The organism is Streptomyces sp. NPDC002309 (genome assembly GCF_053593375.1).
Window position 1 is genome coordinate 1 of record NZ_JBSFCI010000021.1, and the last position, 15,839, is coordinate 15,839.

The window sequence follows — 15,839 nt, forward strand, 5'->3', positions numbered from 1 at the left end:
CCCTCCCCGGGGGGCCCCCGCGGGGGTCCCGTTGTCACTAAACGGGGCCGGCCCCGAGTTCTGGGAACTCGGGGCCGGACCCTTCTCGTCACTCGGCGTTCAGAGGCTCACGCCTCGAACACCTCACGCACCAGCTGCTCCTGCTCCGCCTGGTGCCGCTTCGCGGAACCCACCGCGGGCGACGAGCCGTGCGGCCGCGAGATGCGGCGCAGGCGCTCGCCGTGCGGGACGTCCGCGCCGACCGCCAGGTCCAGGTGGTCGATCAGGTTGAGCGCGATGAACGGCCAGGCACCCTGGTTCGCCGGCTCCTCCTGGGCCCACAGGTATTTCTCGGCGTTCGGGTACTTCTTGATCTCCGCCTGGAGCTCGGCGCCCGGCAGCGGGTACAGCCGCTCGATGCGGATGATCGCCGTGTCCGTGACGCCGCGCTTGACCCGCTCGGCCTCCAGGTCGTAGTAGACCTTGCCCGCGCAGAAGACGACCTTCTTCACCGCGGCCGGGTCCACCGACGCGTCGCCGATGACCGGACGGAAGCCGCCCGTGGTGAACTCCTCCGCCTTCGACGCGGCGGCCTTCAGGCGCAGCATCGACTTCGGCGTGAAGACGACCAGCGGCTTGTGGTGCGGGTTGTGCACCTGCCACCGCAGGAGGTGGAAGTAGTTCGACGGGGACGTCGGCATCGCGACCGTCATGTTGTTCTGGGCGCAGATCTGGAGGAACCGCTCCGGGCGCGCGGACGAGTGGTCCGGGCCCTGGCCCTCGTAGCCGTGGGGGAGGAGCAGCGTCACACCGCTCGTCTGGCCCCACTTCTGCTCGGCCGACGAGATGAACTCGTCCACGACCGTCTGCGCACCGTTGACGAAGTCACCGAACTGAGCCTCCCACAGCACGAGTGCGTCGGGGCGGGCGAGCGAGTAGCCGTACTCGAAGCCCATCGCCGCGTACTCGGACAGCAGGGAGTTGTAGACGTTCAGGCGTGCCTGGTCCTCCGACAGGTACTGCAGCGGCGTGTACTCCTCGCCGGTGCTGCGGTCGATGATGACCGCGTGCCGCTGGCCGAAGGTGCCGCGCTGGGAGTCCTGGCCCGCGAGCCGGACCGGGACGCCCTCCAGGAGCAGCGAGCCGAAGGCGAGGGTCTCGCCCATGCCCCAGTCGATCGTGCCGTCCTCGACCATCGTCGCCCGGCGCTGCATCTGCGGCAGCAGACGCGGGTGGACGGTGATGTGGTCGGGGATGTTGACCTGGGACTCGGCGATCCGCTTGACGATCTCCGCGGAGACGGCCGTGTTCACGGCGACCGGGAACTCGGCCCGCGTGTCCGGGGTCTCCACCGACGCCGGCTGCGAGGTGGCCTCACGGACCTCGGTGAAGACCTTCTCCAGCTGGCCCTGGTAGTCCTGGAGCGCCTGCTCGGCCTCTTCCAGGGTGATGTCGCCGCGACCGATGAGGGACTCGGTGTAGAGCTTGCGCACCGAGCGCTTCTTGTCGATCAGGTCGTACATCAGCGGCTGGGTGAAGGCCGGGTTGTCCGACTCGTTGTGACCGCGGCGGCGGTAGCAGATGAGGTCGATCACCACGTCCTTGTTGAACGCCTGGCGGAACTCGAAGGCCAGCCGCGCGACGCGGACCACGGCCTCCGGGTCGTCGCCGTTCACGTGGAAGATCGGGGCCTCGATCATGCGGGCCACGTCGGTGGCGTACATCGAGGAGCGCGAGGACTCGGGCGCCGCGGTGAAGCCCACCTGGTTGTTGATGACCACGTGGACCGTGCCGCCGGTGCGGTAGCCCCGCAGCTGCGACATGTTCAGGGTCTCGGCCACCACGCCCTGGCCCGCGAAGGCCGCGTCGCCGTGGATCGCGACCGGCAGGACCGTGAAGTCCGTGCCGCCCTTGTTGACGATGTCCTGCTTGGCGCGGGCGATGCCCTCGAGGACCGGGTCGACCGCCTCCAGGTGCGAGGGGTTCGCGGCCAGCGAGACCGTGATCTGCTCGCCGTCCAGGCCCGTGAAGGTGCCCTGGGCGCCCAGGTGGTACTTGACGTCGCCGGAGCCGTGCATCGACTTCGGGTCGAGGTTGCCCTCGAACTCGCGGAAGATCTGCGCGTACGACTTGCCGACGATGTTCGCGAGGACGTTCAGCCGGCCGCGGTGGGCCATGCCGATGACGACCTCGTCCAGGCGGGACTCGGCCGCGCTGTCGATGACCGCGTCCAGCAGCGGGATGACCGACTCGCCGCCCTCGAGGGAGAAGCGCTTCTGGCCGACGTACTTCGTCTGCAGGAAGGTCTCGAACGCCTCGGCCGCGTTCAGCCGGCGCAGGATGCGCAGCTGCTCCTCGCGCTCCGGCTTGGTGTGCGGGCGCTCGATGCGGTCCTGGATCCACTTGCGCTGCTTGGGGTCCTGGATGTGCATGAACTCGATACCGGTGGTGCGGCAGTACGAGTCGCGCAGCACGCCCAGGATGTCGCGCAGCTTCATCAGGGACTTGCCGGCGAACCCGCCGACGGCGAACTCGCGCTCCAGGTCCCACAGGGTCAGGCCGTGCTCGGTGACGTCCAGGTCGGGGTGCTTGCGCTGGCGGTACTCCAGCGGGTCGGTGTCGGCCATGACGTGGCCCCGGACCCGGTAGGAGTGGATCAGCTCGAAGACGCGGGCGGCCTTGGTGACGTCGTCGTCGTGGCTGGCGTCGATGTCCTTGAGCCAGCGGACCGGCTCGTAGGGGATGCGCAGCGCCTCGAAGATGCCGTCGTAGAAGCCGCTCTCGCCGAGCAGCAGGTTCGCGACCTGGCGGAGGAACTCGCCGGAGGCGGCGCCCTGGATCACCCGGTGGTCGTAGGTCGACGTGAGCGTCATGACCTTCGAGATGCCGAGCTTGTTCAGGGTGTCCTGGGACGTGCCCTGGAACTCCGCCGGGTAGTCCATGGCGCCGACGCCCATGATCACCGACTGGCCGGGCATCAGGCGCGGGACCGAGTGGACGGTGCCGAGGCCACCGGGGTTGGTCAGGGAGACCGTGACACCGGTGAAGTCGTCCATCGTCAGCTTGTTGTCGCGGGCGCGACGGACGATGTCCTCGTAGGCCTGCCAGAACTCGAAGAAGTTCAGCGTCTCGGCCTTCTTGATCGCCGCGACGACCAGCTGGCGGTCGCCGTTCGGCTTGACCAGGTCGATGGCGAGACCGAGGTTGATGTGCGGCGGCTTGACCAGGGTCGGCTTGCCGTCCTTCTCGCCGAACGACCAGTTCATCGCCGGCATGGCCTTGATGGCCTGCACCATCGCGTAGCCGATCAGGTGCGTGAAGGAGATCTTCCCGCCCCGGGCGCGCTTCAGGTGGTTGTTGATGACGATGCGGTTGTCGAACAGCAGCTTCACCGGGACCGCGCGGACCGAGGTGGCCGTCGGCAGCTCCAGCGAGGCGTTCATGTTCTTCACGACCGCGGCGGCCGGGCCGCGCAGCGTGACCAGCTCGGGGCCCTCAGGGGCGCCGGCGGCCGGCGCGGCGGCCTTGGCCGCCGGCTGCTGCGGCTTGGCGGCGGCCGGCGCGGGAGCAGCGGCCTTCGGCGGCGCGGGGGCCGGAGCCGGCGCGGGAGCCGCGGCGGGCTTCGGGGCCGCGGGCGCGGCCGGGGCCGGGGGAGCGGTCTGCGCGGGTGCCTGAGCCGGGGGGGCCGCGGGGGCCGCCGGCGCCGGGGTGGCAGCTGCCCCCGGCTTGTAGTCGGCGAAGAAGTCCCACCAGGCGCGGTCTACCGAATTCGGGTCCTGGAGGTACTGCTGATAGATCTCGTCGACGAGCCACTCGTTCGGACCGAACGCGGCAGCGGGATTCTTGCCCGCGGCGCCCGCGTCGGTCGTCGGGGTAACGCCCGGCCGGAGGCTGGGCGAGCTCGATGTGTTACTGGGGGACTGTGGCGACACGGCGGCAACCGCCCTCTTCCGCTTCACAAGGTGATGGACAGCGGGAATCAACGCTACGCCTCCATGACCGGGAAGGTCAGGTCGGGTCCGTTCAACGTCGCGCAAGTCACATCGAAGGGCGTGTTTCGGGGGCTGGAATGGCGGGAAACAAGCGTGGTTCCGCTGCGAAAGGGGTACGGCGACGCAGACCCGGCGCGTGCGCGACGCGGGCCTCTGCCTGATCACACGTGTCCGACAGCGCGGACGCCCGTGGATCTTGTGGCTCCGCTTCGAACTTTACGTCAACTTGGCACAGAAGGCAGTCCCGGAAGAGTGATAAGAATCCGGCAACCCCGCTCGGATTCAGCCACTCCGATCCTGCCGCCGTGCAGATCCACCGCCCAGCGGGCGATCGCCAGGCCGAGGCCGGTGCCGCCGTCGCTGCCGGGGCCGTGCGGCCGGCTGACCGCTCCCCGGTTGAATCGCTCGAAGACCCGGTGCCACTCCGAGCGCGGGATGCCCGGACCTTCGTCCAGGACCTCCAGCTCCAGCGACTCCGGCCGCGACCCGCGCCGGGCCTTCACGGTCACACGGCCGTGCGGCGGGCTGTGCTTGACCGCGTTGTCGATCAGATTGACCACGACCTGGTGGATCCGCTCCGGGTCGGCGTGCGCGGTCAGCTCGGGCGGGGACACGTCGAGGTGCAGATGGACGTCCGTGCGCGTGTGGCTGCCGGAGCCCGAGGCCATGGCGGCGCGCGCGGAGGCGACCATGTTGGCCTCCTTCAGCACCCCGGACAGATACGGCCACACCTCGAAGCGCCGCTGCTTGAGCGGGACGACGCCGTTGTCCAGGCGGGACAGGTCGAGCAGCGTCTCGACCAGGCGCCCGAGCCGCTCGGTCTGCTTCAGGGCCGTGCGCATGGTCTCGGGGTCGGCCCGGGTGACGCCGTCCACGATGTTCTCCAGCACGGCGCGCAGCCCCGCGATCGGGGTCCGCAGCTCGTGGGAGACATTGGCCACCAGCTCCTTGCGCTGGCGGTCCTCGGCCTCCAGGTCGTCGGCCATGCGGTTGATGGTGACGGCCAGGTCGCCCAGCTCGTCCCAGCGGTTCTCCCGCACCCGGCGGGTGTAGTCGCCGTGCGAGATGGAGCGGGCCACCGCGTTCATCTCGTCCAGGGGCGAGGTGAGCGAATGCGCCACGAACTGCGTTATCAGCAGCGTGGCGATCATCGAGAACACCGTGATGAAGCGCAGCTCCGTCTCGGTGCGCAGCGCGATCATCATCAGACCGGTGGTGATCAGCACCGAGATGACGACCAGCGCGCCCAGCTTCGTCTTGATCGAGAACGGGCGTACGCCGCCCCAGGGTTCCCCGGGGCTCCTCCGTGCGGCCGGCCGCCCGTCGCTCATGGCGTCGGCGTCTCCAGCGCGTAGCCCACGCCGTGCACCGTGCGGATCCGCTCGGCGCCGATCTTCCGGCGCAGCGCCTTGATGTGGCTGTCGACGGTCCGGGTCCCGGAGGCGTCCGCCCAGTCCCACACCTCGGCCAGCAGCTGCTCACGCGAGAGCACCGCGCGCGGCGTGTTCGCCAGGCAGACCAGCAGGTCGAACTCGGTGGGGGTGAGGTGCACGTCCTCGCTGCGCACCCGTACCCGGCGCTGCGCGTGGTCGATCTCCAGCTCGCCCAGGCGCAGGATGCCGCTGCGCGGCGTGGCGGCCGCGACCGCGGCCCGCTCCACCCGGCGCAGCAGCACATGCACGCGCGCGGCCAGCTCTCGCATGGAGAAGGGCTTGGTCATGTAGTCGTCGGCGCCGACGCCGAGGCCGACCAGCATGTCGGTCTCGTCGTCGCGCGCGGTGAGCATCAGTACCGGCACCGGCCGCTGGGCCTGCACGCGGCGGCAGACCTCCAGGCCGTCGAAGCCCGGCAGCATGATGTCGAGGATCAGCAGATCGGGCTGCCATGCCTCGGCCGTGTCGACGGCGGCCGGACCGTCGCCGGCGGTCTGCACGAGGAATCCCTCGGCGCGCAGACGGGCCGCGATGGCGTCGACGATCGTCGCGTCGTCCTCGACCACCAGTACCCGGCGCTGAGCGCCCTGGGTGGCCGCCGCCGTGCCGTTCTGGGAGGTGTGTGTCTGCTCCATCGCCCGCCCCTGAAGTGTGCTTTCCGGAATCCGTGGGGTGATCCCATGACTGCGATTGACGCTTGAATGATCGGCGTCAGGCAAGCAGCGTACGGGGAGTCACCGTGGCTCGGCTATTCCGGTCGGACGCCGAGGTGCACGACGTCGGGAACGCCCCGGGCAACCGGGATCTCTTCGGTACGCACATGCCGGAAACCGGCATTCCACAAGGTTCCTTCAAATTCCGGGGAGGGTTTCGCCGACCATACGGCGAGTACCCCACCGGGCCTCAACGTCCTTGCGCAGCATGCGAGTCCGGCCTTCGAGTAGAGCCCCGAGTTGGCCTCCGTGACCGTCCAGTCGGGGCCGTTGTCGATGTCGAGACACAGCGCGTCGAACGTGTCGGAAGTCTCATTGACGTAGGCGATCAGATCCGCTTCGACGATGCGCGTGCGTGGATCGGCCAGCGCATTGCGCGAAACCGCCGAAAGAGGCCCCGCGCGATGCCAGTCGATGACCGCGCGTTCCCTCTCGATCACCGTGATCCCGCCCCAGCGCGGGTTGCCCGCGGCATGTGCGAGCGAGAATCCGACACCGAGTCCGCCGATCAGCACCAGCGGGTCGGGGCGGCCGTCGAGGGCGTCGAGCGCCGCGTCGACCAGGCGCCGTTCCGACCGTCCGTCGGACGTGTCCATCAGGAAGCAGCCGTTGGCGATGATCTGCAGCAGCGCGCCGTGCCGCCGCAGCACGACCTCGCCGTGCGGGCCCTCGCGACGGTCCAGGACTTGGGGGATGTCGTGGCTCGTGGGCATCGGCCCATCCTGGCACTTCCGTGACGGCACGTTGACGGAATTCCGTATGCCCCATGAACGGTTCGGGTCCTTCGGGCCCTTCGGTTCGATCGGCGCGGGAGGCCCTCGCGGTGATCGCTCACAGCGAACGCTCCCGGGGGAACAACGCGCCGCGGCCAGGCATTGAGTCGGCATAGCTCAACTTGACTGCCGAAGGGGAGATCATGGCTTCGACGTCCACACCGCTCACTCTGCCCGTGCTGCCGCTCGACGGCGAGGTCGTCCTGCCCGGCATGGTGGTCCCGCTGGACCTGAGTGACGCAGATGTCCGGGCGGCGGTGGAGGCCGCGCAGGCGGCTGCCCGTGACACGCCCGGAAAGCCGCAGGTCCTGCTGGTGCCGCGCAACGACGGCAGCTACGCGAGCACGGGTGTGCTCGGCACGGTCGAGCAGGTCGGCCGGCTCGCCGACGGTGACCCGGGCGCCCTGATCAGGGGCCGCAGCCGGGTGCGGATCGGCGCCGGGACCACCGGGCCGGGCGCGGCCCTCTGGGTCGAGGGGACCGGCCTCGACGAGAACGTGCCGGACCCGCTGCCCGGGCACGTGACGGAACTGGTCAAGGAGTACAAGGCACTGGCCTCGGCATGGCTGAAGAAGCGGGGTGCCTGGCAGGTCGTCGACCGGGTGCAGGCCATCGACGACGTGTCCGCCCTGGCCGACAACTCGGGCTACTCGCCCTTCCTGACCCTCGACCAGAAGATCCGGCTGCTGGAGACCCCCGACCCGGTGGCCCGTCTCAAGCTCGCCACCCAGCAGTTGCGCGACCACATCGCTGAGCAGGACGTCGCCGAGACGATCGCCAAGGACGTCCAGGAGGGCGTCGACAAGCAGCAGCGGGAGTTCCTGCTGCGGCGTCAGCTGGAGGCCGTCCGCAAGGAGCTGCGCGAGCTGAACGGCGAGCAGGAGGGCGAGGAGTCCGACGACTACCGGGCCCGTGTCGAGACCGCCGACCTGCCCGAGAAGGTCCGTGAGGCCGCGCTCAAGGAGGTCGACAAGCTGGAGCGGTCCTCCGACCAGTCGCCCGAGGGCTCCTGGATCCGCACCTGGCTCGACACCGTGCTCGAACTCCCGTGGAACGAGCGCACCGAGGACGCGTACGACATCCAGGGCGCCCAGGCAGTGCTGGACGCCGAGCACGCGGGTCTGGAGGACGTGAAGGAGCGGATCACCGAGTACCTGGCGGTGCGCAAGCGGCGCTCCGAGCGCGGGCTCGGGGTGGTCGGCGGGCGGCGCGGCGGTGCCGTGCTGGCCCTGGTCGGCCCGCCCGGCGTCGGCAAGACGAGCCTCGGCGAGTCCGTGGCCCACGCCATGGGGCGCAAGTTCGTCCGGGTCGCCCTCGGCGGCGTGCGCGACGAGGCGGAGATCCGCGGCCACCGGCGCACCTACGTGGGCGCGCTGCCCGGCCGGATCGTCCGAGCGATCAAGGAGGCCGGGTCGATGAACCCGGTCGTGCTGCTCGACGAGATCGACAAGGTGGGGTCCGACTTCCGCGGCGACCCGGCCGCGGCCCTGCTGGAGGTCCTCGACCCCGCGCAGAACCACACCTTCCGCGACCACTACCTCGAAGTCGAGCTCGACCTCTCCGACGTCGTCTTCCTGGCCACCGCGAACGTGCTGGAGGCCATCCCCGAGGCCCTGCTGGACCGTATGGAACTGGTCCGTCTCGACGGGTACACCGAGGACGAGAAGGTCGTCATCGCCCGCGACCACCTGGTGCCGCGGCAGCTGGAGCGCGCCGGGCTGGAGAAGGACGAGGTGACCCTCGACGAGAGCGCGCTGCGCAAGCTCGCCGGCGAGTACACCCGTGAGGCGGGCGTGCGCAACCTGGAGCGGTCCGTCGCGAGGCTGCTGCGCAAGGTGGCGGCCCGGCACGAACTGGGTGAGCGCAAGCTGCCGTTCACCGTCACGGACGAGCACCTGCGCGACCTGATCGGCAGGCCGCACCACGTCCCCGAGTCCGCCCAGGACCCCGCGGAGCGGCGCACGGCGGTGCCGGGTGTCGCGACCGGCCTCGCGGTCACGGGCGCCGGTGGTGACGTGCTGTTCGTCGAGGCGTCGCTGGCCGACCCCGAGACGGGCGCGGCGGGTCTGACGCTGACCGGACAGCTGGGTGACGTGATGAAGGAGAGCGCGCAGATCGCCCTGTCCTTCCTGCGCAGCCGGGGAGCCGAGCTGGAGCTGCCGGTCGCCGACCTCAAGGACCGGGGCGTGCACATCCACTTCCCGGCGGGCGCGGTGCCGAAGGACGGTCCGAGCGCGGGCATCACCATGACGACCGCGCTGGCCTCGCTGCTCTCCGGCCGCCCGGTCCGCACGGACGTGGCGATGACCGGCGAGGTCTCGCTGACCGGCCGGGTGCTGCCCATCGGCGGCGTGAAGCAGAAGCTGCTCGCCGCGCACCGGGCCGGGGTCACCACCGTGATCATCCCCAAGCGCAACGAGCCCGACCTGGACGACGTCCCGGCGGAGGTGCTGGACACGCTCGACGTGCACGCCGTCACGGATGTCCGCCAGGTCCTGGAACTGGCGCTGTCGCCGGCGACGAACGGAGCGGTGCCGGAGGTTCCGGTCGCGGTGTGACGGGCGCGACCGGAGAGGCGAGGCCCGGGTCCCGTCAGGGAGGCCCGGGCCTTCGCCGTGCGGCTGCCCGGATCCCGACCGCCGGACCGCGTCCAGGTGTACTCCGGGTGATCTTCGGGGGCCCCGGAGGCTGCCGTCGGACCGGGCCTGCGAAATACTGACGGCGCTGCGGTGACGACCGCCGTCGGCGGCAGGTTTCACTACCAGGCAAACGGATCAGGGTGCTGACGTGCACGAGGGTGGAAACGGCGGCGGACGCCACGCCGAGGCGGACGGGTCGCGCAGCGATGTGGAGCCGGAGTTCCTGGAGCTGGAGCGCGAACTGACGGTGTTCCTGCGGCGGGCCCGCGCCAGTCAGGGCGAGATGGCCCGCGAGGTCCACCCCGACCTGGAGTCGGCGGCGTACGGACTGCTCGTGCGCCTCGACGAGTGCGGCCGGCAGCGGGCCACCGACCTCGCCTCCTACATCGGGGTCGGCAAGGCCACCATGTCGCGTCAGCTGCACGCCCTGGAGGACCTGGGCCTGGTGGCCCGCGAGCCCGATCCGGCCGACGGCCGCGCCTGGCTGGTGCACCTCACCGTGGAGGGGCGCTCCCGGGTGCAGCGGGTCCGTGAGGCCCGCCGCGCCCGTTACGTCAGCAAGCTCGACCACTGGGACCGCCGCGAGGTGGCGGAGCTGGCGCGTCTGCTGCACCGGATGAACTCCGGGATGGAGAAGTAGGAGGGGCTCTCACAGCTCCACGTGGACGACCGTCGCGTCGTCGTGGGTCTTGCCGCGGCCCAGATACCTCCGCTCCTCGCGGTCGGCGGCCTCCAGCGCCCGTACCCGCTCGACGAGGGCCTCGGCGCCCTGCTTGCGGACGAAGGCGAACAGGTCCGCCCAGTCCCCCTCCCGGAAGGTCTCCGTCCACCGGGTCGCGCCGTCCGTCAGCGCGGCCAGCGCCCGCACCCGGTCGCGCGGCAGCACCCCGGTCACCGCCCGCGCGGCCACCGACGGATCCGCGGCCGCCGTGAAGAAGCCGCCCTCCTTGTTGCGGACCGTCGCGTCGACCAGGGCGTCGGTGGCCAGGGTCGCCCGGGGGAGCCTGGCCAGGCGGTCGTCGAGGTACGGCGTGACCAGTCCGTCGGGGGACTCCACCAGGAGGGCCGAGTCGGACAGGACCAGGTACTCGACGCTCTCCCCTGACCAGCGGGCGAGGACCACGGTTGCCTGCGGTGTGCGCGGGTGAGAAAGGTCACAGGTGTCCCGGTGTGCCTCGGCGGTGCGGGTGATGGCGCGGGCCAGGGCGTCGGAGAGCGGAACATCCGTGAGCGAAACGGTCAGTTCGGTCAGGGCCCCGCCCAGCCGGGACGTGTACCAGTGAACGGAATGCAGACAGCCTGTGCCGCCCCTCGGCGGGGTCACTCCGTCCAGCACCACGAGGGAACCGCCCTGTCCGCAGGCGGGTAGTCCGACACCGGCGAAGTCCTCGTTGGGGCGGGCCGGGTCACCCGGCAGGGAGAGAAGTTCCGTGCGCATCGGGCCAGTCTGCACGAGCCCTTCACAGGGTCCCGCGAAGGGGGCGCCGATCGTCGAAACACCGCACTGCCGCAGGTCAGGCGCCGGATTTGGGTTGGAATGGCGGAGTCCGGGAACACGTGGCGGCGAATACTGCCAAAGCCCGCCGTCGACGTCCAACCGGCCCGCCGTCGGGCGCCGCCGCGGGCACCGGAGGAACTTGCCCGCCAACTCCCCTCCGAGGTTCACTCCTTCGGGTGGCCGGTCGGGTGATGTGAGATGACCTGCCACCGGCACTGGGAGGGTCGGGGACCGTACGTACCGGGTGGTGTGCACACCAGTTGACGGGGCGTCACCCGAACCCATGGGTACACGAGTCAGGAATGCGAGCACCGGTGCAGAAGACGCGGCCTCGGCGCACAGGCAAGCAGACGGCCTCCGAGGGGGGCGCGCAGCGCACCTCGGTCGGCAGGGGCCGCCGGACCCATGTGCGCAACCGGCTCATCGTGGCCGTGGCGGTCGTGGCCGCCGCCATCGCCGGCGCGGGCACCCCTTCGGTGATCGCCGCCTCCGGGCAGCTGAGCGACAGCCAGGACCTGGTGACACTGGGCGGGCGGACGCAGGACGCGCTCACGCTCGCCCACTCCCTCGCGGACGAGCGGGACGACGTCACCTCCTACATCGCGGCCGGCCGGCCCAAGGACAAGGCGCCCTCGGAAGAGCGCAGCGCCCGGGTGGACCGGCAGGTCGAGGAGTTGCGCGCCAACACCGACACCCCGGCCGGACTCCGCTCGGACCTGGACGGCATCGCGAGCGTACGGAGGGCGGCGCTCACCGGACAGAGCGGCGCTCTCGAAGCGCACGACGCCTACTCCGGGGCCATAGCCGAACTCCACCGGCTCGCCGGGGACCTGGCCGAACAGCTTCCGCCCCGCGCGGGCTCCGGGGCCTACGCCCTCGCCGAACTCGACACCGCCGTCCAGCAGGCCGCCGCCGCCCGGGGCCTGCTGCTCGCCGCGCTCAGCGTGCCCACCAGCACCGAGTCGGTCTACGACCCCGTCACCGGCCTCACCACCGAGACCAGGGTCTCCTCCGAGGCCGACGGCAAGCGGCGAGCCGCCCTCACGGCCGCCGCCCAGCAGGCCCGGGTGCGCTCCGACGCCGCGCTCGCCGACTTCCGGGACACCGCCACCAAGGCGGCCCGCGGCACCTACGACTCCACGGTCACGGGACCCGAGGTCAACACGGCCGACAAGTACCTCGCCGACCTCACGGACCAGCCCGCGTTCTCCGACGAGGACCTCGGCATCGGCGCCGACAAACTGAACGCCGCCCTCACCGCGCGCATCGACCTGATGCGCGGCGTCGAGGCATCGCTCTACGAGCGCCGCACCACCGGTCTCGAGCAACTGCGCGACGACGACGTCACCGCGCTGGAGATCCGTGTCGCGATCCTCGGCGCGCTGATGCTGCTCGCCGTCGGTGTCGCCACCGGCATGGCCCGCGGCCTGACCCGCCCGCTCGCCGTGCTGCGCCTCGGCTCCGCCCGGCTGGCCGCCGCCGAGAACCCGGCCGCCGAGGAACCGGTCAGGTTCACCGGGCGCAACGACGAGTTCGCCGAGGTCATCCGCTCCGTCAACGCCCTGCACGAGCACGCCGCCGCCCTGCACACGCGGATCAACACCCTGGAGTCCGACCGCAAGCACCTCGTCGGCCAGCGGCAGAAGATGGCCGACGCCCGCGAGGGGCTGCGCACCGAACTGGCCGACGCCGCCGCCCAGCTGGACCGGCTGCGCGACAGCATCGGCGGCACCTTCGTCAACCTCGCGCTGCGCACCCTCGGGCTCGTCGAGCGCCAGCTCGGCGTCATCGAGGGCTTGGAGGAGCGCGAGCAGGACCCCGAGCGGCTCGCCACCCTCTTCAAGCTCGACCACTTCGCCACCGTCATGCGCCGGCACAGCGAGAACCTCCTCGTGCTGGCCGGCACCGAGCACGTCCAGCAGCACGCGGGCCCGGTCCCGATGGTCGACGTCGTACGGGCCGCGGTCAGCGAGATCGAGCGCTACGAGCGGGTCCGGATCACCGCGCTTCCGCCGCACGCGCACATCGCCGGGTTCGCCGCGGACGACCTGTCCCACCTGCTGGCCGAACTCATGGAGAACGCCACCTCGTTCTCCCCGCCCGACGTGCCCGTCGAGGTCTCCGGCTGGCTGCTGGAGAACGGTGAGGTGATGCTCTCCGTCCAGGACGAGGGCATCGGCATGACCGAGGAGCGGATGACCCGGCTCAACGCCCGGCTCGCCGACTTCGACCCCGCCTCCCCCTACGACCAGGAGGGCGATGACGGTCTCGGGCTCGGCCTCTACGTCGTCGCCCGGCTCGCCCACCGGCACGGGGTGCGCGTCTCGCTGCGCGAGCAGAAGCAGGGCGGTGTCGCCGCCGTCGTGGGGCTGCCCCAGTCGCTGTTCGCCGAGGCCCCGGCCGCCGCCGTGCCGTCGTCCACGCCCGCGTCCCTCGCCGAGGGCGCGCAGGGCGTCTCCCTGCCCGGCGCCGACGCCGAGGCCAACTCCAACGTCCTGCCCGGCCGCTCGGGGAGCGGCGACCCGCTGGTGGCGCTGGCCGAGCGCGCGGTACGGGCCGCCGACCGGGAGATTCCCGAGTCCCCGGCCGAGACCACGATGGAGCTCCTGCTCCCCGAGCAGCCGGCCGGACCCGACGAGGCCCGGCCCACGGACGACAACCACGCCGGCCAGGACCGCGGGACGCGGGCCGCGGCGGGTGCGCGGACCGTGCCCGGCCCGGGCGCCGAGCCGGGCACGGGTGTCGCGGACATGCCGGTACGGGATACGGACAAGGACCGCGATCTGCCGGCGGGCCCGCACCCGGACGCCGCGCCGCGTGCCGACGAGGTCCGGCCGTACGAGCCGTCCCCGGAGCGGGACGCAGCCGGGGCGGCCCACGACCCCTACGCCATAGGGCCCGACGCCCACGAGCGCACCCCCGACGAGGGGGCCGAGCCCGAGCGCGTCACCGACAAGGGCCTGCCCAAGCGCACGCCGAAGATCAACGCGCCCGTGTCCGCGCCCCGTCCGCGCAGCGGCTCCGTCGACGCCGACGCCCTGCGCCGCCGGCTGGGCGGCTTCCGCCAGGGCGCCGCGGCCGGCCTGCGCGACGTCGAGGCCGAGCTCGCCGAGCGGGCCCGCGGGACGGAGCCGGCGTCCGGTCCGGCCCCGGAGGCCGCGCACGGGACCGCGACCCGCTACGCGGCGGAGTCCGCCCCAGCACACGCACATGCCGAAGAATCCACGGGGGGCACCGTCGAGGAGGCAAGCAGTTGACCGCGACCAGTACGTTCGGACTGAGCAGTGAGGCCCGCAATCTGCACTGGCTGCTGACGAACCTGGTCGAGGAGGTGCCCGGCATCCAGTCCGTCGCGGTCGTCTCCTCGGACGGGCTGCTGCTGCTCTCCTCCGACGACGGGAGGAACGCGGCCGCGCGAGAGACGCGCGAGACGCGGCCGACCGGCCCGCGCGGCTCCGCCGCCGACCTGGCCACCGTCGTCTCCGGCATCGGCAGCCTCACCATCGGCGCGGCCAAGGTGCTGGAGTTCGGCTCGGTGAAGCACACCATGATCGCGATGGAGGAGGGCAGCGTGTTCGTGATGTCGATCAGCGACGGCTCGCTGCTCGGCGTGCACGGCTCCGCGGAATGCGACATGAGTGTGGTGGCGTACCACATGGCACTGTTCGTGGGCCGCGCCGGCCATGTCCTGACGCCCGAACTCCGCAGCGAACTGCGCAAATCCCTGGAGTCCGAACCGACGGGGAGTGCCCGATGAGCAGTACACCCGCCACGCCGAGGAAGCTCCCGGTACGCGGAGGCGACCGCAAGCCCGCCCGCGTCCGCCCCTACTCCCTCACCGGCGGCCGCACCCGCTTCGGGCACGTGCTGCTGGTCGAGACCTTCGTGACGAGCACAGCCGCGATCGAGGCAGCCGAGGAGCGCAAGGAACTGACGAACGGTTCCCTGCGGTCCACGGTCATGCCGGAACTGCGGGCCATCGTCGAACTCTGCCGCCGGATGCGTACGGTGGCCGAGATCGCCGCGCTGCTGAAGATGCCGCTCGGCGTGGTCCGCGTGCTCCTCAGCGATCTCGCGGACCAGGGAAAGATCCGTGTGTACGGAACGGGAACCGGTCACGGCACGGGCCGTCCGGACCGCGTTCTGCTGGAAAGGGTGCTGAGTGGACTCCGTCGTCTCTGACGCCGCCCCGGGCGTCTCCCCGCTCGTCGAGCCCGACGAGGATCTCAAGTCGTGGCAGACGGACCGTACCCGAGCCCCCATCGCCACCAAGATCGTGGTGGCGGGCGGCTTCGGCGTCGGCAAGACCACGCTGGTCACCTCCGTCTCGGAGATCGCGCCGCTGCAGACCGAGGCGCTGATGACCGAGGCGAGCGAGGAGACCGACGACCTCACCGCGACGCCCGGCAAGCTGACCACCACGGTGGCCATGGACTTCGGCCGCCTCACGCTCGACGACGACCTGGTGCTCTACCTGTTCGGCACGCCGGGCCAGCAGCGGTTCTGGTTCATGTGGGACGACCTGGTGCGCGGTGCGATCGGCGCGGTCGTGCTGGCCGACACCCGCAGGCTCAAGGACTGCTTCCCGGCCCTCGACTACTTCGAGAGCTGCCAACTGCCCTACGTCGTGGCGGTCAACCACTTCGACGGCAGCGACCAGTTCGAGGCGGACGACGTGCGGGAGGCGCTGACGATCCCGGCGCACATACCTGTAATGATCATGGATGCGCGCCGCCGGATCTCCGCGATCGAGACCCTCCTGGCTCTCGTCGGCCACGCGCTCGACGAAACACCTGAGTAGACCGACCTAGG

The 15,839-nt window shown here is 71.2% G+C and carries 11 protein-coding genes; 6 read left to right on the forward strand and 5 right to left on the reverse strand.

All coding sequences use genetic code 11. The features are described from left to right. Positions 1 to 107: 107 nt before the first annotated feature. The 4 genes from ACWCPM_RS18715 to ACWCPM_RS18730 form a co-directional block, all read right to left on the reverse strand. Entirely contained in the window at positions 108 to 3,911 is a 3,804-nt protein-coding gene (locus ACWCPM_RS18715; protein WP_450977297.1) for a multifunctional oxoglutarate decarboxylase/oxoglutarate dehydrogenase thiamine pyrophosphate-binding subunit/dihydrolipoyllysine-residue succinyltransferase subunit, read from the reverse strand. Positions 3,912 to 4,192: 281 nt separating this feature from the next. Continuing rightward, positions 4,193 to 5,302 (reverse strand): sensor histidine kinase, encoded by a 1,110-nt coding sequence (locus ACWCPM_RS18720; RefSeq protein WP_450977298.1) that lies wholly within the window; start codon positions 5,300 to 5,302, stop codon positions 4,193 to 4,195. Then, positions 5,299 to 6,039: a response regulator transcription factor gene (locus ACWCPM_RS18725; protein WP_450977299.1), complete on the reverse strand. Its 741-nt coding sequence runs from the start codon at positions 6,037 to 6,039 to the stop codon at positions 5,299 to 5,301. Before ACWCPM_RS18725 ends, ACWCPM_RS18720 begins: the two co-directional genes overlap by 4 nt. 113 nt (positions 6,040 to 6,152) lie before the next feature. After that, complete coding sequence (locus ACWCPM_RS18730; RefSeq protein ID WP_450977300.1) at positions 6,153 to 6,830, reverse strand: spermine/spermidine synthase domain-containing protein; 678 nt, start codon at positions 6,828 to 6,830, stop codon at positions 6,153 to 6,155. 203 nt (positions 6,831 to 7,033) lie between these two features. On the opposite strand from ACWCPM_RS18730, the gene lon reads away from it, so the two are divergent. Together lon and ACWCPM_RS18740 are read left to right on the forward strand one after the other, a co-directional pair. Continuing rightward, positions 7,034 to 9,448 carry an endopeptidase La gene (gene lon, locus ACWCPM_RS18735; protein WP_450977301.1) on the forward strand — a complete coding sequence of 805 codons (2,415 nt, stop codon included), beginning with the start codon at positions 7,034 to 7,036 and terminating at the stop codon, positions 9,446 to 9,448. A 229-nt stretch (positions 9,449 to 9,677) separates the two neighbouring features. After that, positions 9,678 to 10,169 carry a MarR family winged helix-turn-helix transcriptional regulator gene (locus ACWCPM_RS18740; RefSeq protein ID WP_450977302.1) on the forward strand — a complete coding sequence of 164 codons (492 nt, stop codon included), beginning with the start codon at positions 9,678 to 9,680 and terminating at the stop codon, positions 10,167 to 10,169. Positions 10,170 to 10,178: 9 nt separating this feature from the next. Here ACWCPM_RS18740 and ACWCPM_RS18745 read toward each other — a convergent pair whose 3' ends face one another. Beyond that, complete coding sequence (locus ACWCPM_RS18745; RefSeq protein WP_450977303.1) at positions 10,179 to 10,967, reverse strand: protein phosphatase 2C domain-containing protein; 789 nt, start codon at positions 10,965 to 10,967, stop codon at positions 10,179 to 10,181. 374 nt (positions 10,968 to 11,341) lie between these two features. On the opposite strand from ACWCPM_RS18745, the gene ACWCPM_RS18750 reads away from it, so the two are divergent. From ACWCPM_RS18750 to ACWCPM_RS18765, 4 genes are read left to right on the forward strand one after another with little or no spacing between them, the layout of a single operon-like run. Then, complete coding sequence (locus tag ACWCPM_RS18750; protein WP_450977304.1) at positions 11,342 to 14,284, forward strand: nitrate- and nitrite sensing domain-containing protein; 2,943 nt, start codon at positions 11,342 to 11,344, stop codon at positions 14,282 to 14,284. Then, the gene (locus ACWCPM_RS18755; RefSeq protein ID WP_450977305.1) at positions 14,281 to 14,784 is read left to right on the forward strand and encodes a roadblock/LC7 domain-containing protein; all 504 of its coding nucleotides are present in this window, start codon (positions 14,281 to 14,283) and stop codon (positions 14,782 to 14,784) included. Before ACWCPM_RS18750 ends, ACWCPM_RS18755 begins: the two co-directional genes overlap by 4 nt. Then, entirely contained in the window at positions 14,781 to 15,209 is a 429-nt protein-coding gene (locus ACWCPM_RS18760; protein ID WP_450977306.1) for a DUF742 domain-containing protein, read from the forward strand. Before ACWCPM_RS18755 ends, ACWCPM_RS18760 begins: the two co-directional genes overlap by 4 nt. Further along, the gene (locus tag ACWCPM_RS18765; protein ID WP_450977307.1) at positions 15,190 to 15,828 is read left to right on the forward strand and encodes a GTP-binding protein; all 639 of its coding nucleotides are present in this window, start codon (positions 15,190 to 15,192) and stop codon (positions 15,826 to 15,828) included. Before ACWCPM_RS18760 ends, ACWCPM_RS18765 begins: the two co-directional genes overlap by 20 nt. Positions 15,829 to 15,839: the final 11 nt, after the last annotated feature.

Bases quoted from the DNA above. Each gene is read 5' to 3' on its own strand.
- ACWCPM_RS18720 (WP_450977298.1), bottom strand. From the start codon at position 5,302: ATGAGCGACGGGCGGCCGGCCGCACGGAGGAGCCCCGGGGAACCCTGG.
- ACWCPM_RS18725 (WP_450977299.1), bottom strand. From the start codon at position 6,039: ATGGAGCAGACACACACCTCCCAGAACGGCACGGCGGCGGCCACCCAG.
- ACWCPM_RS18730 (WP_450977300.1), bottom strand. From the start codon at position 6,830: ATGCCCACGAGCCACGACATCCCCCAAGTCCTGGACCGTCGCGAGGGC.
- lon (WP_450977301.1), top strand. From the start codon at position 7,034: ATGGCTTCGACGTCCACACCGCTCACTCTGCCCGTGCTGCCGCTCGAC.
- ACWCPM_RS18745 (WP_450977303.1), bottom strand. From the start codon at position 10,967: ATGCGCACGGAACTTCTCTCCCTGCCGGGTGACCCGGCCCGCCCCAAC.
- ACWCPM_RS18760 (WP_450977306.1), top strand. From the start codon at position 14,781: ATGAGCAGTACACCCGCCACGCCGAGGAAGCTCCCGGTACGCGGAGGC.